Below are 21,094 nucleotides of genomic sequence, written 5' to 3'. Positions count from 1 at the left end.
TCATCGAAAAGATGGTTTTACTCATTCTCGTTTTTCTGACGAAAAAGTTGCGCTTAGTTTTATCTCAAATAAAATGTACATCATGAAAATATTACAACACCTTTTAGCCGCGTTCATTATCTGCTCTGTAGTAGCTTGTAACGCAAAAACCGAACGTAAAACTACGGTAGCTTTAAACGAAACATATGAAACCCCTTCTGCAAAAAAACACTATATCAGAGTGGCCTTGCTTTTAGATACTAGTAACAGCATGGACGGATTAATTGATCAAGCAAAAGCCCAATTATGGGAGATTGTAAATGAACTATCATATGCCAAATGTAAATCTGAACGACCAAATTTAGAAATTGCACTCTATGAATATGGTAATGACGGCCTTAGTGAAGCAAAAGGCTACCTCAGAAAAATAATTCCATTTACAGACGACCTTGATACCGTTTCTAAAGAGCTCTTTTCCTTAACGACAAATGGAGGAAGTGAATACTGTGGAACCGTTTTAAAAGCTTCCATCAACGATCTAGACTGGGGCAACAACGCAGATGACCTAAAATTGATCTTTATTGCCGGTAATGAGCCTTTTACCCAAGGTAAAGTAAACTACAAAGATGCATCTGCCGAAGCTAAAGAGAAAGACATCGTGGTAAACACTATTTTCTGTGGCGACTTTAAACACGGAGTAGACACACGTTGGAAAGATGGTGCTGATTTAACCTATGGAGACTACATGGCAATAAATCATAATAAGAGTACCGTACATATCGCTTCACCATATGATGATTTAATCTTACAATTAAACATTCAATTAAATGGCACTTATGTGCCTTACGGCCAAAGCGGCAGAAAAAAAATAATGTTACAAGAAGAGCAAGATAATAATGCAGCAGAATATAGCAAAGCGAATGCAGTAAGCCGCACTGTTTCTAAAGGTTCACATTTATATAAAAATACTACATGGGATTTAGTAGATGCCGAGAACGAACCAGGCTTTAGTTATGACGACATAAAAGAAAAAGATTTACCAGAGAACCTTAAAGGGAAGTCTAAGTCTGAAATAAAAGCCTATGTAGCAGCAAATCGTGCAGAACGTAAACGCATTCAAGACAAAATTGCTCAACTAAATAAGAAGCGTCGTGCATTTATATCGAAAGAAAGCAAACAAAAAGGAAATGGCCTAGAAAGTGCCATGATAGAAGCCTTAAAGAAACAAGCCAAGCGTAAGGATTACACTTGGAACTAAACTAAAAAAAGCCCCGTTTGGGGCTTTTTTTTATTACTTTCCTCTTGGTCTAAGCATACCATTGTAGCGCATGTCTTGACTCCAACTTCTACCCACTTTTCCGTCAAATATATTATATCCCACAGTAAGCTGATGATAGCCTCCAGCATCAAAACGTACCGTTCCAGTTTGATACGAGTACGTATATGCAAATAAAAATTTCTTATAATTAATACCCAGCACAGGTGTTATGTATTGTAATTTCTGATTTTTAATTTCTTGGCCATCTACAAACTCGGCTCCATCAAAACTTCTACGATACGAAATACCACCCCAGATTCTTGCAAAATCAAGCTCTCTGTAAACTTTCAGATTGGCGTCTACTAATTGCTCACCAGTTCGCTCACGATACTGTAACAAAGCACTAGGCTCAAACGCCCAGGCGCCATAGGTAGGCACAATAAAGTACGACGCTCCGATGATATATGAACGCTGATTATTTGGCTCAAACTGTTCTGAATTTAATCTTCTATTTCTAAACAAAAGATTTTTTACAGTAAAATGGGTTGAAAAATTACCTGAATGAAAAGAAGCTCCAGTATCTACATTTAAGTAAGAACTACTTTGTACAATTCCAGCAATTATTGGATCAAAATCATTAGGATCGAAACTCGTTTCATCTAGTTTAGACTGTATTAATCCTGCACTTAAACCAAAAGACAACTGATTAAAATCTGAACTTCCTCTTCCTAGTTTAATATGGTGTGCATACGTTAAATACCCTCCTGTTTGAGAATGGAATCCATTCTTATCATTAAATATAATTGCACCTAGGCCAGAACGTTCTCCAAGTCTTGTGTTAAAACTCAATGTTTGCACATTTGGCGCATCATCTTGGTCAAACCATTGTTGTCTGGCTGTTAGTCTTAACTTACTATAATCGGCCCCTCCTGCCATTGATGGATGCAGTAAATATAGATTATCAGCAAAATAATCTGAATAAACTGGCAACCCGTCTTGTGCATATAAGAATGGGGATACTAGTAAGGCAAAAAGTAGGTAAGTCTTTGTAAGCTTCATAATTTAAATAGCTATCGTTTTAGGGTAAAATGCCCTCTAAATTCTTTTTGGGTTTCGTCTTCTGTATATTCTACCACGAACCAGTAGTCATTCGATGGTAATGGATTTCCGTTAAAGGTTCCATCCCATCCTTCTCCTGTTGGACTAATCTGCTTAAGCAGTTTTCCGTGGCGGTCAAATATATAAATTTTTGCCGTAGGGTCTGCATCTGCAATACCAATGATATTCCACGTGTCATGGTATCCGTCTAAATTAGGAGTCATAAACCTAGGATAATCCACAACACCTACCGGTACCGTCACACTCCCACAACCATTTATATCTTGTATGGTAACCGTATGACTTCCAGGAGCCACATTGTTAAACATCCCTTCATCTTGGAAGGCTCCATCATCTAACTGGAACTGATACGTCCCTAAACCTTGAGCAGTAGCAGTTATCGCATGCTCTCCTGCAAAGGCACCCGTGGTAACATCTACATCAAATGTCGTTGGAGGTGAACTCAATATCACCGTAGTGGTATAACTCTGCATACAGCCTGTAACACGCTCGGTAACAGTGACTACATAAACACCCTCTTGTGTCGCTATAATTGAAGGACCTACTTCTCCAATAAGTACCGCTCCATTTAACTCCCACAAGAAAATATAATCCTCTGGTGATAACCCTGTATCTAAAACCGGTGGTGAAGGACCTCCAAATTCAGCCTCGATCGGTAACCCATCGGCATCTACACACAACCTATACTCCTCATCTAATGCCAAAATTGGTAATTGCTCCACTTTCAGAATAACTTCAGTAATCGCAAAACAATCGTTGGCGCTATTACTCACACGAGCATAAATCACTTGTGGATTTACAATATTAGTATACGTAGCTCCTAATGGATCTATGTTCCCTTCTGCATTAGCAAGAGTCTCATGATAGGTAAGTAAAAATAACGTCGGATCTTGACCCCCGAGTATCTCATCACGCAACAACTGAGCCTGTGAAGTAGGGTCTGTTGGATCGTCTAAGGTAAAGTCGGCTATACCATCATTAGGGTCTGTATTATCACAAATAGCGTATGGCGCTGCAGGTGTTGTTGCCGTAGCTCCATCATCTACACGTAACTCAAACTCTTGCATAGCAATATAACACTCTGTCTCTATATTCTGTATCCCTACATAGATAGTCTGTGGATTGCTAAGGTTTGTATACGAACCAGGGGTTGTAATTGGATCAAACATAATGGCCGCATCTGCAGCACTCTCATAATAACTAACCGTGAAAAGCGCTGGATCTTGACCCCCGAGTATCTCACCTTCCTTATCGGTAAGGTTAAACAACCCAAATCCAGTGTTAGGTGCCTGACATAAAACCAATGGCGTTACCACTGCGCTAGCATCTGGTAATGGATTTACAATAAGTTCTAATTCTACAATCTCAAAGCACATCTCAGGAATGGTACCATTGGTAACACGTACATAAACAATCTGAGGATTACTTATATTAGGATATGCCCCAGGGGTACCAATAACATTGGTCTGATCTACAGCATCGGTAAACGTCTCATAGTACTCTAAAGTCCAATTCTCACCGTTGAGAATCTGAGCCTCACGTATGGTTAAATCGAATACCTCTACCCCATCGTTTGGATCATTAATATCACAAACCTCAATAGCATCTGGCGAAACAGGTTCTGGATTAGACACCACACGAAGGGTCATGCTTGTAAAGCCTTCACATTCTGTAGTAACATCGTCTACACGTACATAAATCGTCTGCGGGTTAATAGCAGCTCCTGTAACTGGATCTTGGTTTACATACGCCGTAGCTGGATCAATAGCATTGGTCGCATCCTGAGCATCTTCAGGTGTAAGGTAGTAACTTACATTAATACCAATACCAGCACCAGCAATCTCAACATCTTTGGTCGTTAAATCGAAACTAGCAATACCATCATTAGGCTCACCTAGATCATCACACTTAGTAAACGGAATAGGCTGTGTGGCCATAGGTGGCTCACGAACCTCTATCTCAAAACTACCCGTGACAGCACATAGATTCGTGTTATCTGAAACACGAACATAAATAGTCTGTGGGTTGCTAGTATTAGCATATGCCGTAGGTATAGCAATAGCATTAGTACCCGCCTGTGCATCTACTAGTAATTCATAATAACTAACCGTAAAACTCAACGGATCTTGACCATTTAAAATCTCTACTTCTCGCTCTGTTAAATCGAACACCGCAGTACCGCCTGATTCACAAGCAATAATTGGCGATATCTCCAAAGGCAAGGTTGGAGAAGGAAGTACAATAAGGTCTAACTCAACAATATCAAAACAACCATTGGTATTAGGAGCCATAGAGAAAACAGCACGCGCGTATACCGTCTGCATGTCGGCTACAATGTTTTGATACGGACTCGTAAGGGCAAACACCCCATCCTGAGCATCTAAAAGTGTTTCATGGTAGGTAACAGTTACACTAGGATCACCTCCTGCAATCTCTGCATCTTTACTGGTAAGATCAAACTGAGCAAAACCATCATTATCCATATCACAAACAACCAAAGGTGTTGGATCTTCTACATCAGGAATGTTATCTACACGTAACTCAAGAACCAACCCGTTTACACCACCTGTTTGTTCACAACCCGTGGTAGCGTTCTCTCCTCGAATATAAATGTTTTGTGGATTGGTTAAATTGGTATATGCCTCTGGTGTCGCAATGGCATTTGTGCCTGCCTGTGCATCGGCCAAACTCTCATAGAAACTAACCACAATACCTATATTACCGCCTGTGATCTCTGCTGTACGACTGGTAAGATCAAAAACCTCCATCTCCTCTCCAGGAGGATCATTCTCATCACATAACGTATAGGCCATAGGCTCATTGAGCGATGGTGGAAGGTTTACAATAAGTTCTAAAGTTGTCTCTGCCAAACAGCTATTACCAGTATCACTTACTGTCACAAACAAAGTCTGAGGATTACTAATATTTGGATATGCCGTAGTATTAGCTATCGCAATGGTAAGGGCTGGGTCTTCATAATAGTTCACCACATAAGGACCTCCCGTTAGACCCGCCAAAATCTCTGGCTCAGCATCAGTAAGGTTAAATACAAAAACACCATCTCCATCGGTATCACACTCCTCTAATGGTGAAGGATCTGATATCTCAGGGGTCTCTAAAACTATAAGATCTAACGTTGTAACATTATAACATCCCGCAGCAGTATCGCTCAAACGAACATACACCGTCTGGTTAAAAGGAACTATATTTAAATAAGGACTCGCTAAAGGATCTACATTGTTCTGAGCATTGACCAACGTCTCATGATAACTAACTACCAAATTACCCGCCGGATTACCATTGACAACCTGATCATCTGCATCTGTCAAAGTAAACTCCCCAAAACCATCGTTGTTGTCATCACAAATTGTAAGAGGATCTGGCTCAAAAATATCAGGACGCTCCACAACGATAAGCTCCATGTCAAATACACCATAACAACCACGACTATTACTCTCTACACGTACCCAGATAACCTCGCCTCCACTCACATAAGGACTCATTAACTCATTAGTAGCATCGTCTGCATCTAACTCGGTAGGATGATACGTAACACTTAAATCTAAATCACCATCGACAATCGTAGCATTCTGAGTATTTAAATCGAAACTCTCAACACCATCTCCATCATTGTCACACTGCCTAAACTCAGGAACCTCAACAAACAACGGAATCGTGTCTAATATCAATGAAAAACTAACAACCGTATAACAGCCAGCTATATTCTCTCCACGCGCCCAAATTATCTCACCACCACTTATATAAGCTCCAGGTGTAGCAATAGCTCCAACACCAGCCTCAGCATCTGCCTGACTCGTGTGATACGTAATTGTTAAATTAACCAAAATGTTCGCTATCTCACCATCCTTGCTCGTTAAATCAAATTCCTCTAAACCATCCTCGTCATTGTCGCAAATAATATAATCAGTGACCGGATCTGTAAGAGGTGGACTGTCGTTGACTTGAATATCTTGAGGAACTATATCGAAACAATTAAAACCTCCTTCTTGCAACCTTGCATATACCGTTTGAAACCCTTGTACTGTATTAACATACATGGTGGGGTCTAGAATGGCATTAGTATCATCTTGCGCATCAATTAGCGTTTCATACCAAATCACGGAAGTAGTCGCTTGACCATTCATAATCTGCGCATCACTTTGTGTAAGGTCGAATGTGGCAAAACCATCATTCGGTAACTCGTCGCACTCATTAATTTGGTCAGGCTCTACGGCAATCGGTTGAGGAGCAAATTCTATATACACTTCATCTTCTGCACTACAGCCCGATGGTTTAGTTACCACAACCTTGTACGTACCCGTATTTGTTATGGTAATCATACTCATGTTCATGGTACCTGGAATTTCCACAAAAAGACCTGTGAGAGGATTTAAGCGGTACCAATTGTACATATCTCCAGGAACTGGTGTAAAACCAATATTTAGTGGTTGTCCTTCGCAAGGAGCATTTCCAGCGGCAATGGTTAAATCGTCTCCCAAGTCGACACCTAAACTAAACGATCCTGCTTCTAAGAACACAGCAATATCGAAGGCCGCATCTGTTTCGTCTGCTACCACCAATTTAATAGTATACGGATTTCCAGACACTACATTTCCCATAGCGGTAAGCGAAACCGTTTGACCATTAAAGTCGATAGGTGCATCTGCTTCTGGAATAGAAGGTGCTAGTACATTTGCAATGGGTTGAAAATTATATTGGCCGAAATATTCTTCATTTATCGCTGCACATTGACCAAGCACTTCATATCGAATGTTGGTAACTTCTATTGGCGTTGTAGTTCCGGGTAATACAGCTAAATTTTGAACAAATCCTGTAACTTGATCTGTTAAGATAAATGCGAAAGCATCTGAAAATGAGCACTCAAAATTCTCGTTGTACTCTTCTGATGCCATTATAAAGTCAAAACTAATTTGATCTATAAAAGGAACAAAATCGAATTGAATCCAACTTGCATTATTTGTATTTGTTGCCGAAGTATTGGCTTCTAAATCTGCATCGCCTGGCCAACCAAAACTACCATCGCTATGTAAGGTGGCATTCGGACCTGGGGCATTTGCCACAAACCCAGAACTAAGAATAATTCCGTCGTCAAAAGGAAAAACTGAACCGTTCCTGTCAAAGGCGCCAATTCCATTTCCTTCGCCAAAATTTGTTCCTGTGCTTTGTAAAAAATTAGAGACAGTTGCGCAAGAGTTCTGTATCAGTACATCTTCTACTAATTGTTGTGTTGTTAAAGTTTCGTCTACAGTAATCTGTGAAACACCAACAACATAGCACAACAGTAGAGGGAGGAGGAGTAAAAGTTTTTTCATAAATAAACTGTTAACATGCCAAATATATTGAATACAACCGTTTAGTTTCCTAATTTTGCAAAAAAAAACAGGTTTATGTCTCAATTTAACATTAGTATACAACCAACAAATAACGAAAATATTGTCAAATTTGTTGCTAATAGCTTCTTAACCAGAGCTAAAAGTTACGAATTTGGCAATATAGATGAGGCAAAACCAAGTCCGTTAGCGCAAGAGCTCTTCTTTTTACCTTTTGTAAAAACCGTCTACATTGCTCAGAATTTTGTTGCCATCGAAAAATATAATATTGTTACTTGGTCTGATGTTCAAGACGAAGTTGCAGCGGCAATCACCACTTTTTTAAACAGCGGTAAAGACATTATAGTAGAAACTGAAGTAACGAAGTCTAAGGTTCCTGTTACGGTTTATGCCGAAAGCACTCCAAATCCAGCTGTGGTAAAATTTGTGGCCAACAAACCCTTAGTATCGGGCATCTTTGAATTTAAGAATATAGAAGACACAAAAGAGGCACCCTTAGCAGCGGCACTTTTCAACTTTCCTTTTGTAAATGAAATTTTTATGAGCGCTAATTATATTTCAATTACGAAATATAATGTAGTAGAATGGGAGGAGGTTACCATGCAACTAAGAGAATTCATAACTAATTACATAGCAGAAGACAAGGTTATTCTAAATGACGCTATGTTAGAGAAGCAGGAGGAACAAAAAGAAAACACTTCTATTTCCGAAGAAAAAGAACGAAGCGAATTTGACCAAGAAATTATTGCCATTCTCGATGAGTATGTAAAACCAGCAGTAGCTAGCGATGGCGGAAACATTGCTTTTGATTCTTTTAATGAGGAAACAAAAACTGTCAAGGTCATACTACAAGGAGCTTGCAGCGGCTGTCCCTCATCTACAGTTACGCTCAAAAACGGTATTGAAACTATGCTTAAAGAGATGTTGCAAGGACGTGTTAATGCAGTTGAAGCCATTAATGGATAAACTAAAACCATTTCGATAACCGATTAATTTTCTAGAAGTATTAACGTAATTTTCAGAAAATTAAATTAGCTATGTTGTATCTTAAAAGTCTAATTAAAAACAACAACTATGGCTATTATAAAAGTTATTGAGGTTATGGCAAACAGTACCGAAAGTTTTGAAGACGCGGTGAAAAATGCTGTAAAACAAGCAGGGAAAAGTGTAAAAAACATACGATCTGCTTATGTAAACGAACAAAGTGTAAATGTTAGCGGTGATCAGGTGACAGAATATCGTGTAAACGTTAAAATTTCATTTGAAGTAAAATAGCAAGATTACACTTTCTGAAATACGCTTTTGAAACCATCAAAAGCGTATTTTTGTTTTTTAAATCCAGCAAATGCGAATACTACTATCCATTGTAACGGCTTGTCTTGCACTAGCCTCATGCAAACAAGAAAAATCGACTCCTGTGGAAACTCACCCCTACACCAATGCACTGGTCTCTGAAACCAGCCCTTATTTACTACAACACGCACACAATCCAGTAAACTGGAACCCTTGGAACGAGGAGGTTCTTGCGCAGGCCAAGGAAGAAAAAAAACTCATGCTAATTAGCATTGGCTATGCCGCTTGTCATTGGTGCCACGTCATGGAAAAAGAAAGTTTTGAAGACTCTACAGTTGCCGCAGTAATGAACAAAAATTTTATCAATATAAAGGTAGATAGAGAGGAGCGACCCGATGTAGACCAAGTGTATATAAATGCAGTTCAACTCATGACCGGAAGTGCTGGCTGGCCCTTAAACGTAATTGCTTTACCAGACGGAAGACCCGTTTGGGGAGGTACTTACTTCCAGAAAGAAGCATGGATACAAAGCATTGAACAAATACAAGAATTATACAAAAGAGAACCCAATAAGTTAGAAGAATATGCCACCAAGTTGCAGGAAGGGATAATTTCTATGGATTTGATTCAGATAAATGATGATAATGATGTTATAAAAAATTTCGAAACTAGCAGCGTACTTGAAACTTGGAAAGAAAGTTTTGACCCTGAATACGGAGGGCCTAAGCGAGCACCTAAGTTTATGATGCCTAACAATACTGCGTACTTAATGCGTCGCGCAGTACAAACTAATGACACAGATTTATTAAAACACGTAACGCTCACCTTAGATAAAATGGCTTATGGTGGTCTTTATGATGCTATTGGCGGTGGCTTTGCACGCTATAGTGTTGATATGAAATGGCATGTACCACATTTTGAAAAGATGTTATACGATAATGCTCAGCTTGTAAGTCTTTATAGTGATGCCTATTTAGTTACTGGGAAGCAGCTTTACAAAGATGTGGTTACTGAAACGTTAACCTATATTGCTCAAGAAATGACTAACGCAGAGGGAGCATTTTATTCATCCCTAGACGCAGACAGCACGAATGAAAGTGGTGCGTTAGAAGAAGGAGCCTACTACACCTTTACTGCAGAAGAACTTGAAAAAGAACTAGGTGATACTTATCCCTTGTTTAAAGCATATTATAATGTTAATGATTTTGGTTATTGGGAGGAAGAAAACAGATATGTACTTATTAGAACGGAAACTGACGAAGCTATTTCGAAACAATTTAATATTTCCGAAGAAGAGCTGCTTCAACATAAAAAAAACTGGAGAACTTCGTTGCAACACTATCGCGATCAACGCAACAAGCCAAGACTAGATGATAAAACATTAACCTCTTGGAATGCCCTTATGATTAAAGGATATGTAGATGCCTACAAGGCGTTTCAAGATGACAGCTTTCTAACGGCTGCCCTTAAAAATGCAGAGTTTCTGGCAACACAACAACTTAATGCAGAAGGAAAACTATACCACACCTATAAAGACGGTCAGTCATCAATTAATGGATATTTAGAAGACTACGCCGCACTTATTGAAGCTTATATTGCTTTGTACGAGGTTACAATGGATGAAAAATGGTTAGAGCACGGTCAAATGATGGCCAACTATACCATAGCTCATTTTTTAAATTCTGAAAGTAAGATGTTTTACTTTACGTCAGATGAAGATGCAGAATTAGTGACTCGCACGGTAGAATACAGAGACAATGTTATACCTGCGTCAAATTCTATCATGGCAAAGAACCTGTATAAGTTGTCGCACTATTTTGAAGCACCCACCTACGGCGAGATTAGCAGTCAGATGCTAAAAAATGTATTGCCTGAAGCAACAAAATACCCGAGTGGTTTTTCAAACTGGTTAGATTTATTGGCTAATCACCAGTTTAAGTTTTATGAAATCGTTGTTTCTGGGGAACAGGCAACCGAAAAGTTACAGGGCATTAATGCTAAATACATTCCCAATGCTATTGTGGCTGGCGCTACAAAAGAGAGCCAAAGCTACCTATTGAAAGGTAGGCATCAAGAAAACAAAACCTTAATTTATGTATGTGTAAACAATGCTTGCCGACTTCCAGTTAGCAACATTGATGACGCCATGCGAACTATTAAAATTTCAGAATAATACCCTATGAACATTTTTAACGATACAGAAAAAATCCTTGAAAAATACGGTCAGAAATTAATCGATTACCTACCTAATATTGCTATTGCTATACTGTTGTTAGTAATTGGGCTTTGGGTAATTCGTGTCATTAATAGGGTAGTACGGAAATTTTTTGCGAAACAAAATTACGATGTTACACTAGAAAAGTTTATTGCTAGCCTTATTAATTGGGGACTTAAAATAGTGCTCTTTGTACTGGTAGTAACCAAACTAGGTGTAGAATCTGCATCATTGGTTGCCATAATTGGTGCCGCAGGCTTGGCTATAGGTCTTGCATTACAAGGATCACTCTCAAATTTTGCTGGTGGAGTACTTATCCTTCTTCTAAAACCCTTTAAAGTTGGTGACTTTATTGCCGCACAAGGTTTGGAAGGTACCGTAAAGGATATTTCGATTTTTAATACAAGGTTAAATACATTTGGAAACCAACTAGCAATCATCCCAAATGGAAAACTCTCTAACGATACCATTGTAAATTACACCGAAGAAGGATTGCGTCGTGAAAACATCACCTTTGGAATTGGTTATGATTCTAACATAAAGGAAGCAAAAGAGATATTACTGAGTCTGGTAAACGAACAAGAAACTGTACTACAACTAGAAGGCAAGGAACCTATGGTTGTAGTAGCTTCTTTAGGTGACAGCGCTGTTAACCTTTCTGTACGCTATTGGGCAAGCATTGATGATTTTTGGAATCTACGTTGGCATATTTTGGAAGAAGGTAAGGCTAGACTAGAAGCTAATGGAGTTGTGATTCCTTTTCCACAACGAGATGTGCATCTCTATCAGAAAAATTAACATTTTTTTTAACCTGAGATTAACAAAATATTCCTTTCTACAGAATTAGATTTGCTTTCCTGAATGAAAATTTCCCCATTTTTTAGGTATCTGAGTCTAAATTTATAAATACAGACTGATGTTTGGCACTTTTATTGTCTAATCTGTTGTGTAGTTAAATTCTTGGAAATACTTTTGAAATATCTTTCAGGGCTACTAATTAAATAACCTTTTACAAAATCGTACCATGAAAATTTTTTTCACAGCCATTAGCTTTTTATTCCTATCGTTAACATTTGCCCAAAACGGTATTGACAGTCCTGAAACTGACGATTACCTTACTAACAAAACTATTACGTTACCTAAAAAGGTACTAAATGTAGCTGGTAATCCCTATGCACAAAAAGACTTTCAGTTGGGTAATGTATACAAACAAGGTAAATTGATTGCTAATAATGTGGCATTGCGCTACAATGTCTCTAGAGATGAAGTAGAAGTAAAAGGAGATTTAGCTACGAGTAATTCGCAAGCTCGTGTTCTAAAAATGAATCCAGATGTATATGTAAGAGTCTTAAACGATGTATATGTGTACGTTGCTCCTACAGGTGCAGATGCTCCAGGAGGTTATTTTAATGTGATTCATGAGGGTGAGAATTATCATTTGTATAAAAAGCTAAAGAAAGAATTTATTGAAGGAAAGAAGGCTATTAATTCTGTGGCAAGAGATATACCACCTACCTATAAAGACAGAGAGGACATGTATTTAGTAAATGCTAAAACAAATGAACTTATTGAATTGTCTGGATCTAGAAGCAGAAAGCTAAAAGCATTTCCAACACACAGCAAAGAATTAAAGAAATATAGTAAAGAAGAAAATCTAAACATCAATAAAGATTACAGTTTGAAAAAACTGGTGGCATACTATAATACACTTAAATAACCTAATTATGAAAAAGACTTTTTCTATTTTAAAAATTTCTCTACTCCTATTTTTTAGCGGAAATATGATGGCTCAAACAACGTTTGGGTCTGAATTTACTGCCGCTCTTTTTCAAGTAGATGAGCACATTAAAAGACAAGACAAGTTTATTAATTACGAAGACACCAAATCTTATACAGGTACTCCTTACAATCATCCGAGTTATCTTTTAGGAAATGTTTACAACAATAATGAACTGTTAGCCAGCAATGTTGCATTGCGCTATAACGCAGTGGCCGACGAAATAGAAATTAAAGAAGGTCTTACATCTGCAGACGACGATGCGAAGGTTCTTACAAAGTCTCCAGAGATTTTTGTGAAAATTGGAACCGACATCTACATTTTTGCTCCTTACAAAGGTGGTGTAGAAGGTGGCGGTTATTTCCAGGTGCTACATGAAGGCAATAAAATTGATTTGTATAAAAAGTTGCAAAAAGATTTTAGACCAGCTCAAAAAGCAACCACCTCTATTACGAGAGATTTACCTGCGAAATTTTCTGATGATATCACCTACTACCTAGCCAGTAAAGATGGAAAATTTTATGAACTTCCAAATTCTAGAAACAAGAAATTAAAGGTATTTGGAAAGAACAAGAATGATATTAAAAAGTACGTACAAGACAATAAATTAGACATCAATCAAGAGAAAGATTTATTGAAAACCGTAAAGTACTATGACACGCAGCTATAAATAATTATAGCACCTATGAGAAAGAAGAAAAGCAGGGCCAATTTGGCTCTGTTTTTTTTATATCCTTTTCTGTTCTAATTGCTTACTGTAAAAAGACGGGTAAATTCCATACATCTTGTAGAACGCTTTAGAGAATGATTCTGCACTTTTAAAGCCACATTCAGACGCAACTGCTTTTATCGTGTACTTCCTAAAGGTAGGATTGTCTCGTAACTCATCGAACGCATAGGCAACACGTAATTCGTTAATATAACTCGAAAAGTTTTTACCCATTTTAAAATTAATCACCTTAGATAGGTAAGTTGAGTTTGTATTGCATTCTTTTGCTAATTGAGTTAGTTTTATTTTGGGTGATAGAAATTTCTTTTCAGCCTCAAAAGCTGCCAAATGTTCTAAAATTTCAGCAACTATATCTTCGGAAATATCTAAAGATGCCCCAGCTGTTTCTGGTTCAGGTTTTGTTACTTCTACAGGCGCTTCCCGTTGCGCTATGAGTAACTCAAATCGCTTCTTAAATGTTTTCTGACGCCTTACATAATATCCCAATAATAATAAACTCAATATTAAAAAACCGCCAATCCACCATACCTTCTTTTGAGAAGCATCATGCTTTTCTTTTAACCCTGAGATTAAGGTGTCTTTCTCTTCCAAAAGCTTCGGGATTTCATATTCCTCTGTAATTTTATCTTTTATATATACGCGCTTTACATCTATTAATTTAACCACCAACACCAATTTCTGCATATAGGCTAACTGCATTTCTTGATTTTCACTTTCTCTATAAAAACTTGCTAATTTATCATAGACCACTGGCAACTCAGGATATAATACCTGCTTACGCTCATAAATAGAATCTACTTTTTTGAAATACAACGCGCCCTTTTCGTTATTTCCTTGTTGAAAGAAAATACTACCCATATAAAAATTATAATAAGTATCGTAACTATTTATAAAGTACTCTTTGTAGGCATGTGCTTTTTGTAAGCTATCTATTGCTGCATTATAATCGCCTTTCACATATAGTGCTGTACCGCTTTTAGAAACAAAGGCATGATACGTAATAGAATCTTCATTTTTTAAGGATTCCAGAATGCCCTTCTTATAATATGCTAGTGCAGAATCTGGTTTACGCAATCTAACGTAACAATTTCCGATGCCCTCCAGCGAAGCGATGTAATTATCTGTAAAGAGTTCTGAATTTTTATTCTGAAATAGTAACTCTTTTGTAAGCAATTCAGTTTCTAGCGCCTTCTCATAATCGCCCCAGAGCTCATTTACCCCATTAATTTGATGAAGTGCTGTAATCTGCTGATCAATATTACTTTTCTGCTTCGCATATTGATAGCCCGTTATGGCATTTTGTAGACTTTCTTCGTATTTGTCTACATTGTATAAATAATACGATTTAAACAAGTACCCTATGGCAGGGAAGTTAGGATGCTTACTGTTTTTAGAAAGCTGTATCGTAGTGTCTAAATTTTTAATAGCATCTGCCTTAGAAGAAACAAAGGCTAGTCTTTGATAACCACGAGCCATTTTCGTACTATCCATGTCTGCTCTCGCCTTTTCAATATATACCCGTGCAATTCTAGTAGCTATTAGTGTGTCGGTGATATTATCTTCAAACAGCGCAATAAGGTCATCATATCCTTTACTTTTTAAATCGTCTTCAGGCATAGTTTGTGCCTGCGCGATGCACACACTCATAAAAAGTAAAAAGGATACAATCCTGCAATACATATAGGTTGGATGTTTAGCCAAAAATAATGCAACTTAGAAACTATTTTTACGCTATCATAAACGCTCAAAAACAGTTCCCGAATTCGAAGAATAAAGGTAGGATTTTATGGGTGTGATTTATAATGACAGGGCTTAGATTCTAATAATTTATTTACAATCGCTTGTTTTTCAATGTTATAGATGGTTAACTAGCGGTCTGTATTTATAAAACCCGACATCTAATTAGCATTTATACAACCACAGGTTTGTTCTTATCCATACAGACACCTATATTTACCTTAACTAGCTGGAATGCACTTATTAAATACTTTATTCAGCGATGAGAACTATAGTTATAATTTTCCTACTACTTAGCCTAAGTAGTGATATAGTACAAGGGCAGTCAAACAATGATCGGTTTGTAAGTAGTCTTTTTCAATTAGATGAATTTATAAAGCGTCAAGACAAGTTTATTGACTACATGGACACCGAAAAGTACCATGGCACACCATACAACCATCCAAATTACTTAAAAGGAAATGTATATAAAGGCAATACCCTACTGGCAAAAGGAGTAGCGCTTCGGTACAATGCGATTGCCGATGAAATGGAAATAAAAAAAACGCTCGACACCCCAATTAGCGAAGCACGTCCACTCACCAAATCACCCGATATTTTTGTAAAAATTGAAGACGCCATTTTTGTATTTGCTCCGTATCAAGGTGGTATCCAAGGGGGAGGTTATTTCCAAGTACTCCACGAGGGAGAGAAAATTGATGTCTTTAAAAAACTGAATAAGAAATTTATACCTGCAAAACCCGCTAAAACTTCAATTACAAGAGCCTTTAAAGCTCGTTTTGTTGACAAGCCTATATATTACCTTGTCACAAAAACTGGGAAATTTTACGAGCTCCCATCTTCAAAAAATAAAAAATTAAAAGTTTTCGGTAAGAACAAAGAAGTAATTTCAAAGTTTGTTGCAGAGAACAAACTAGACTTAAACGAAGAAAAAGACTTGGTGGCTACCATCATTTTCTTTAATAGCTTAAAAAATATCGAGCTATAAAAAAGCTATTCCTTTTTAAAATCCTTTAAGTAATAGGGTTCAAAATAGGCAACGTCTTCAAACTCACCTTTATTAAACTTCTCTTCGGCTAACAAAGCCATTTCTTTTGCAGACGGTAATGCGTCTATGTTAAAGAGTGCATTTTTATGGGTACAAATCTCCTTAAATTTTAAAGCTCCACTGCCTATAAATAAGGTAGAACCTTGCTCCAAATACGAGGCATAAGATATGTCTGTAACGACTTCAGCTCTAGTCTCCCTAAGTTGTTGTTTAGACACATCAAAAACTGCTGAATACACCTCCATACGTCGCGCATCTAACAAAGGCACAATGTGCTTACTCTCTTTTCCTTGAGCCGCGAGTACTCTTAAGGTAGCCAGCGATACTAATGGTATGTCTAAGGCATAGCACAAGCCCTTAGCCGCAGAAACGCCAATACGTAAGCCCGTGTAACTTCCTGGCCCTTTACTAACAGCAATAGCGTCTAAATCTTGTTTCGAAAAATTAGCTTCTTTTAATACGTTAGATATAAAGACGTGTAATTGTTCGGCATGACTGTATTTTTTGCTAGTATCTTCCCGAAGAGCAATAACGCTACCGTTTACCGAAAGCGCTACCGAGCAATTTGTAGTTGCTGTTTCAATACATAATACAGATGCCATTACTCGTCGCTATCTTCTTCTTTCTTAGAGTCTTCTTTTAGTACAGTAACCTTATCGCCTGCATCTAACGTTTTTGTTACTGTTTTGTATGGACCAGTAATAATTACATCTCCTTCTTCAAGACCACTTAACACTTCTATATTGGTGTCATCTTGAATACCCGTAGTAACTACACGCAATTTTGCCTCTTCACCGTTTTTTACAAACACACACTCAAATTTTTCTTCAACCGAAGTTGTCGTTCCTTTTGCTCGAGCTTTCTTTTTCCCAGAGGAGGTATCTGTTTTAATTACAATAGCACTAATTGGCACTCCTATAATATTATTTCTTTTATTGGTAATAATATCAACGGTAGCAGTCATTCCTGGTCTAAATGGAGAATAACTTTCTGGCTTTCCTTCAGTAAGATCTTTATAAGAATCTGGTAAGATGCGTACTTTTACTTTAAAGTTAGTCACCTGGTCTGCCGTTAACGTGCTCTGCGCCGAGTTTGCAATTTCAGTAACTATACCTTTAAATTCTCTTTTTAAATAGGCGTCTACTTCAACAACGGTACTATCTCCTACTGCTACTTTTACAATATCATTTTCATTTACATCAACCTCCACTTCCATGTTGCTAAGGTTAGCCACACGCAAAATTTCTGTACCAGCCATTTGCGCAGTACCTACTACGCGTTCTCCTAACTCGGCTGCCAATAATGAAATGGTACCACTCATAGGAGCGTAAATACTTGTTCTAGACAAGTTATCTCTAGATTGCTTTACGTTAGCTGCGGCACTCTGTACGTTATAATAAGCAGATTGTACGCTTGCCTGAGCACCTTCATACTCGGCAACAGATTGGTCCCATTGTGATTTTGAGATAACACCTTTATCAAACAGCGCTTTGTTTCTTTCGTAGTTTGCTTTACTATTCTTTAAAGAAGCTTCGGCTTGGTTTAACAGGGCGCGTACATTTTGTAATCCAGCTTGCGATTGACTCACAGCTGCTTGAATTAAATCTGGGTTAATTTTAACAAGTAAATCACCTTTCTCAACAAGTTGACCTTCTTTTATAGGCAATTCAATAATCTCTCCAGATACTTCAGATGAAATGTTCACTTCAATTTCGGGCTGAATTTTCCCCGTAGCAGCAACTGTTTCAGTAATATCGATTGGCGCTATAGTTGAAATTTCAACTTCTTTAAAATTTCCTCCTTTACCAAACATCCCCATCTTTTTGGCCGCAATAAGAAGTACGACCAATATCAGGACTATTCCTAAAATCCAAAGTAATTTCTTTTTCATATCTAAAATTTTAAGTCGGTTGGTTCTATACCAAAGTACAATTCTAATACTTTCAATTTAAAAATATAATCGTATTTAGCTTGATTTAGAGAAATAGTAGCATTGTCGAAACGCACTTTGCTCTGACTAAAATCGAAAGCATTGGTTAAACCTACATCGTACCTATCTTTGGCATATTGATACGCTAACTCCTGACTTTCTAGTGCCTTCTCGGCAGCTTCGTAAGCCTTTAAAGACCCTTTTGCATCCACGTACGCTTGGTACACATTGCTTTCTAAATCTAGCTTCGCCTGTTCTAATTGATACTTTGTTCTTTCTACGTTTACCTTGCTACGCATTACGTTGCTTTTCACCGCAAACCCGTTAAAAATTGGAATATTAAGCTGAAGACCGTATGAAATACCATCATTCAAATAAATCTGTTCAGAAAAAGGTAGTGCACCAACTTCTCTAGCTACGGTGTTAGGAAATTCTCCCACTACTGTTTGTCCCGTTTCTTGAACCACTCCAATAGGCTGTATACTTGTTGGGTTGTCTGGGTCTGGAATCTGAGCAAAAGAAGTTGCATTGGTGTATCGAGTGTTATAGCCAAAAAATGCTGAAAGCGTTGGTAGAAAACCTCCTTGAGCAATTTGAAGATCTTTTTCGGCAATTGCTACATTTTGCTCTGCAATTTTCACTTCACTTCTATTTTCTTTTGCAGCAGTTATAATTTCTGAAACTGGCTTTTCTGAAATTTCGTTTAAAACAATGTCATATCCCTCATCTACAATGTCGAAACTTTGGTAATCTTCAATTAATAGTAATTGCGCAAGGCTAATTAGAGAGATGGTAACAGCATTCTCTAAAATTGCTATATTCTGAAGCTCACTCGCATTAGTGGCTTCAATTTCTAACAAATCACCACGAGGCAACGTTCCTGCGTCTACCAAAGCATTGGTTCTTTCTATTTGTTCTATGGTAACCAAATTTTGAGATTTGGCAGATGCTAAATTGGCCTTATTATTAAGAACTGTAAGATATGCGTTGGCTACAAACAAGGCAATATCGTCTTTCATCTTATCCAGTCTGTACTCTGCAGAAAGTTTCGAAAGTTTAGCTCGTTGTAATTGCCTTACATTTCGCAAACCATCAAACAAGGTGTACCCCACATTTACATTTCCAGTAGCAGATAAAAAAGTAGTGGTCTGTGCATTATTGGTTACAGGGTTAAAACTTAATCCCGTATTTTCAGAAAGACTGGCACTTGCATTTAAGCTAGGCAAAAAGTTTCCCGTAGCTGAAAGTTTATCGGCTTCTGTAACTTTTAGGTCCAACTCACTTTGTTTAATAGAAATATTATTGTCTAAAGCGTGCTGAACACATGCAGAAAGTGTCCATTGTTTATCTTGAGCTTGCGTTGAAATTGCAAGACAGATTAGTAAAATTGATATTCCAATTCTTTTCATGGTGGTTTATAGTTGAAGTATACGTCTTTTGAATGATGAAAGTGTTACAAGGATGAGTAAAAATTATCGTCCACCTAATTGCGGCGGAGCTTTTAATTGGTTCCAGACCTTAATATTATCTTCTTTGGTAATGCCACTTTTCACTTCTACATTTAGTCCGTCACTCACACCAAGCTCTACCTCTTTTCTAACAAATTCTTGCTCCCCAACAGAAACCTCAACAAAAGGCTTTTGAGTTTCTGGATCATACTGCACTAAGGCTTCTTTTATAGCAAGCACATCTTCGGCTTTTGCTAAAATAATTGAAGCATTAGCACTTAGGCCCGCACGAATAAAAGTAGTAGAATCTTGTTTCTTTAATGTGCCCTTTATTGCAAACTGAATAGCTCCATTTTCACTTACTCCTTTTGGGGCTATATAATCTAAGATAGCGTCAAATTTTTTATTCTCAATTGCGCCAACTGTAATTTCTAAGGGAAGATTTTCTGAAATCTTTCCAACTTCACTTTCGTCAACTTTTCCTTCAAAAATCATTTTGTCGACATCGGCAAGCGTTGCAATCGTGGTTCCATCATTAAAATTATTAGATTCTATTACCTGATTTCCTGTCTTTACGGGTATGTCAAGCACCATTCCGGAAACGGTGGCTCTAATTTCTGTATTTGCAGAGGCTCCTAGACCGCTTGTAGTTCCAGTTTTTATGATATCAAAATTTTGTCGCGCACCAGTTAAGCCAACCTTTTCTTGGTTGTAACGCTGTTGGGCCTGATCATACGACAGTTGTGCATTATCAAATTCATTCGCTGAAATCACACCTTTATCAAACAATTCCTTTTGGCGATTGTAGATATTTTTCTGACTCTCTAAAGCCAATCTCGCTGTTTCAACTTGGGTATTTGCACTATTAATACTGTTTTTTGCACTTGTTAAAGAAGATACATTAGGCACTACTTTTACCTTTGCTATTAGGTCTCCTCTTTCAATCACGTCACCTGCTTCTACAAAAATTTCATCTATAATCCCTGAAATGTTTGGTTTAATAAGCACTTCCTCCTTAGGAACAATACTGCCTGTGGCAACAGTTTTCTTTACAATTGTCTGTACTGAGGCCTGCTCGGTTTCGTAAAGTACAGGGTCTTTGCTGTCTAAGCTAAAAACATACCATAGGCCAATAATAAAGCCTAGGAAAACGACAACTAGTACGGTGATGATAAATCCTTTTTTCATATCAATAATTAATCTAATTCT

Annotated in this window: 15 protein-coding genes; 8 read left to right on the top strand and 7 right to left on the bottom strand. The window is 37.7% G+C overall.

What is annotated here, in order from left to right:
- The first annotated feature begins 82 nt into the window (after positions 1-82).
- Positions 83-1,237 carry a vWA domain-containing protein gene (locus G5B37_RS11570; RefSeq protein ID WP_164680186.1) on the top strand — a complete coding sequence of 385 codons (1,155 nt, stop codon included), beginning with the start codon at positions 83-85 and terminating at the stop codon, positions 1,235-1,237.
- Between the two features lie 33 nt (positions 1,238-1,270).
- On the opposite strand, the gene G5B37_RS11565 is transcribed toward G5B37_RS11570, so the two are convergent.
- Positions 1,271-2,296, bottom strand: coding sequence for a PorP/SprF family type IX secretion system membrane protein (locus G5B37_RS11565; protein WP_164680185.1), 1,026 nt, complete (start codon positions 2,294-2,296; stop codon positions 1,271-1,273).
- 11 nt (positions 2,297-2,307) lie between these two features.
- Entirely contained in the window at positions 2,308-7,689 is a 5,382-nt protein-coding gene (locus G5B37_RS11560) for a T9SS type B sorting domain-containing protein (protein WP_164680184.1), read from the bottom strand.
- A gap of 75 nt (positions 7,690-7,764) precedes the next feature.
- Here G5B37_RS11560 and G5B37_RS11555 point away from each other — a divergent pair, with 75 nt between their 5' ends.
- The 6 genes from G5B37_RS11555 to G5B37_RS11530 all read left to right on the top strand — a co-directional run bounded on the left by G5B37_RS11555 (position 7,765) and on the right by G5B37_RS11530 (position 13,662).
- Positions 7,765-8,673, top strand: coding sequence for a NifU family protein (locus tag G5B37_RS11555; RefSeq protein ID WP_164680183.1), 909 nt, complete (start codon positions 7,765-7,767; stop codon positions 8,671-8,673).
- 108 nt (positions 8,674-8,781) lie between these two features.
- On the top strand, positions 8,782-8,982 hold the full coding sequence (locus G5B37_RS11550) for a dodecin family protein (protein ID WP_164680182.1): 201 nt from the start codon (positions 8,782-8,784) through the stop codon (positions 8,980-8,982).
- Between the two features lie 70 nt (positions 8,983-9,052).
- Entirely contained in the window at positions 9,053-11,173 is a 2,121-nt protein-coding gene (locus G5B37_RS11545; protein ID WP_164680181.1) for a thioredoxin domain-containing protein, read from the top strand.
- A 6-nt stretch (positions 11,174-11,179) separates the two neighbouring features.
- Positions 11,180-12,013, top strand: coding sequence for a mechanosensitive ion channel family protein (locus tag G5B37_RS11540; protein ID WP_164680180.1), 834 nt, complete (start codon positions 11,180-11,182; stop codon positions 12,011-12,013).
- Between the two features lie 226 nt (positions 12,014-12,239).
- Positions 12,240-12,932 carry a hypothetical protein gene (locus tag G5B37_RS11535; protein ID WP_164680179.1) on the top strand — a complete coding sequence of 231 codons (693 nt, stop codon included), beginning with the start codon at positions 12,240-12,242 and terminating at the stop codon, positions 12,930-12,932.
- Positions 12,933-12,939: 7 nt separating this feature from the next.
- A complete protein-coding gene (locus tag G5B37_RS11530; protein WP_164680178.1) occupies positions 12,940-13,662 on the top strand; it encodes a hypothetical protein in 723 nt (240 codons plus the stop codon).
- A gap of 57 nt (positions 13,663-13,719) precedes the next feature.
- Here G5B37_RS11530 and G5B37_RS11525 read toward each other — a convergent pair whose 3' ends face one another.
- Positions 13,720-15,369, bottom strand: a complete 1,650-nt coding sequence (locus tag G5B37_RS11525; RefSeq protein ID WP_164680177.1) for a helix-turn-helix domain-containing protein — start codon at positions 15,367-15,369, stop codon at positions 13,720-13,722.
- Positions 15,370-15,721: 352 nt separating this feature from the next.
- On the opposite strand from G5B37_RS11525, the gene G5B37_RS11520 reads away from it, so the two are divergent.
- Positions 15,722-16,447, top strand: coding sequence for a hypothetical protein (locus G5B37_RS11520; RefSeq protein ID WP_164680176.1), 726 nt, complete (start codon positions 15,722-15,724; stop codon positions 16,445-16,447).
- A gap of 5 nt (positions 16,448-16,452) precedes the next feature.
- On the opposite strand, the gene tsaB is transcribed toward G5B37_RS11520, so the two are convergent.
- The 4 genes from tsaB to G5B37_RS11500 all read right to left on the bottom strand — a co-directional run bounded on the left by tsaB (position 16,453) and on the right by G5B37_RS11500 (position 21,073).
- Complete coding sequence (gene tsaB / locus G5B37_RS11515; protein WP_164680175.1) at positions 16,453-17,109, bottom strand: tRNA (adenosine(37)-N6)-threonylcarbamoyltransferase complex dimerization subunit type 1 TsaB; 657 nt, start codon at positions 17,107-17,109, stop codon at positions 16,453-16,455.
- On the bottom strand, positions 17,109-18,398 hold the full coding sequence (locus tag G5B37_RS11510) for an efflux RND transporter periplasmic adaptor subunit (protein ID WP_164680174.1): 1,290 nt from the start codon (positions 18,396-18,398) through the stop codon (positions 17,109-17,111). Before G5B37_RS11510 ends, tsaB begins: the two co-directional genes overlap by 1 nt.
- Before the next feature lie 2 nt (positions 18,399-18,400).
- A complete protein-coding gene (locus tag G5B37_RS11505; protein ID WP_164680173.1) occupies positions 18,401-19,846 on the bottom strand; it encodes a TolC family protein in 1,446 nt (481 codons plus the stop codon).
- A gap of 63 nt (positions 19,847-19,909) precedes the next feature.
- Entirely contained in the window at positions 19,910-21,073 is a 1,164-nt protein-coding gene (locus G5B37_RS11500; RefSeq protein WP_164680172.1) for an efflux RND transporter periplasmic adaptor subunit, read from the bottom strand.
- Positions 21,074-21,094: the final 21 nt, after the last annotated feature.

Source organism: Rasiella rasia (genome assembly GCF_011044175.1).
In the GTDB taxonomy this organism is placed as follows: Bacteria; Bacteroidota; Bacteroidia; order Flavobacteriales; family Flavobacteriaceae; genus Marinirhabdus; species Marinirhabdus rasia.
This window is presented reverse-complemented; position numbering and strand designations above follow the sequence as displayed.

Coding starts and splice junctions, on each gene's coding strand:
- G5B37_RS11530 (WP_164680178.1), top strand. CDS start 12,940: ATGAAAAAGACTTTTTCTATTTTAAAAATTTCTCTACTCCTATTTTTT.
- G5B37_RS11560 (WP_164680184.1), bottom strand. CDS start 7,689: ATGAAAAAACTTTTACTCCTCCTCCCTCTACTGTTGTGCTATGTTGTT.
- G5B37_RS11565 (WP_164680185.1), bottom strand. CDS start 2,296: ATGAAGCTTACAAAGACTTACCTACTTTTTGCCTTACTAGTATCCCCA.
- G5B37_RS11520 (WP_164680176.1), top strand. CDS start 15,722: ATGAGAACTATAGTTATAATTTTCCTACTACTTAGCCTAAGTAGTGAT.
- G5B37_RS11540 (WP_164680180.1), top strand. CDS start 11,180: ATGAACATTTTTAACGATACAGAAAAAATCCTTGAAAAATACGGTCAG.
- G5B37_RS11570 (WP_164680186.1), top strand. CDS start 83: ATGAAAATATTACAACACCTTTTAGCCGCGTTCATTATCTGCTCTGTA.
- G5B37_RS11545 (WP_164680181.1), top strand. CDS start 9,053: ATGCGAATACTACTATCCATTGTAACGGCTTGTCTTGCACTAGCCTCA.
- tsaB (WP_164680175.1), bottom strand. CDS start 17,109: ATGGCATCTGTATTATGTATTGAAACAGCAACTACAAATTGCTCGGTA.
- G5B37_RS11505 (WP_164680173.1), bottom strand. CDS start 19,846: ATGAAAAGAATTGGAATATCAATTTTACTAATCTGTCTTGCAATTTCA.
- G5B37_RS11510 (WP_164680174.1), bottom strand. CDS start 18,398: ATGAAAAAGAAATTACTTTGGATTTTAGGAATAGTCCTGATATTGGTC.
- G5B37_RS11525 (WP_164680177.1), bottom strand. CDS start 15,369: ATGAGTGTGTGCATCGCGCAGGCACAAACTATGCCTGAAGACGATTTA.
- G5B37_RS11555 (WP_164680183.1), top strand. CDS start 7,765: ATGTCTCAATTTAACATTAGTATACAACCAACAAATAACGAAAATATT.
- G5B37_RS11550 (WP_164680182.1), top strand. CDS start 8,782: ATGGCTATTATAAAAGTTATTGAGGTTATGGCAAACAGTACCGAAAGT.
- G5B37_RS11500 (WP_164680172.1), bottom strand. CDS start 21,073: ATGAAAAAAGGATTTATCATCACCGTACTAGTTGTCGTTTTCCTAGGC.
- G5B37_RS11535 (WP_164680179.1), top strand. CDS start 12,240: ATGAAAATTTTTTTCACAGCCATTAGCTTTTTATTCCTATCGTTAACA.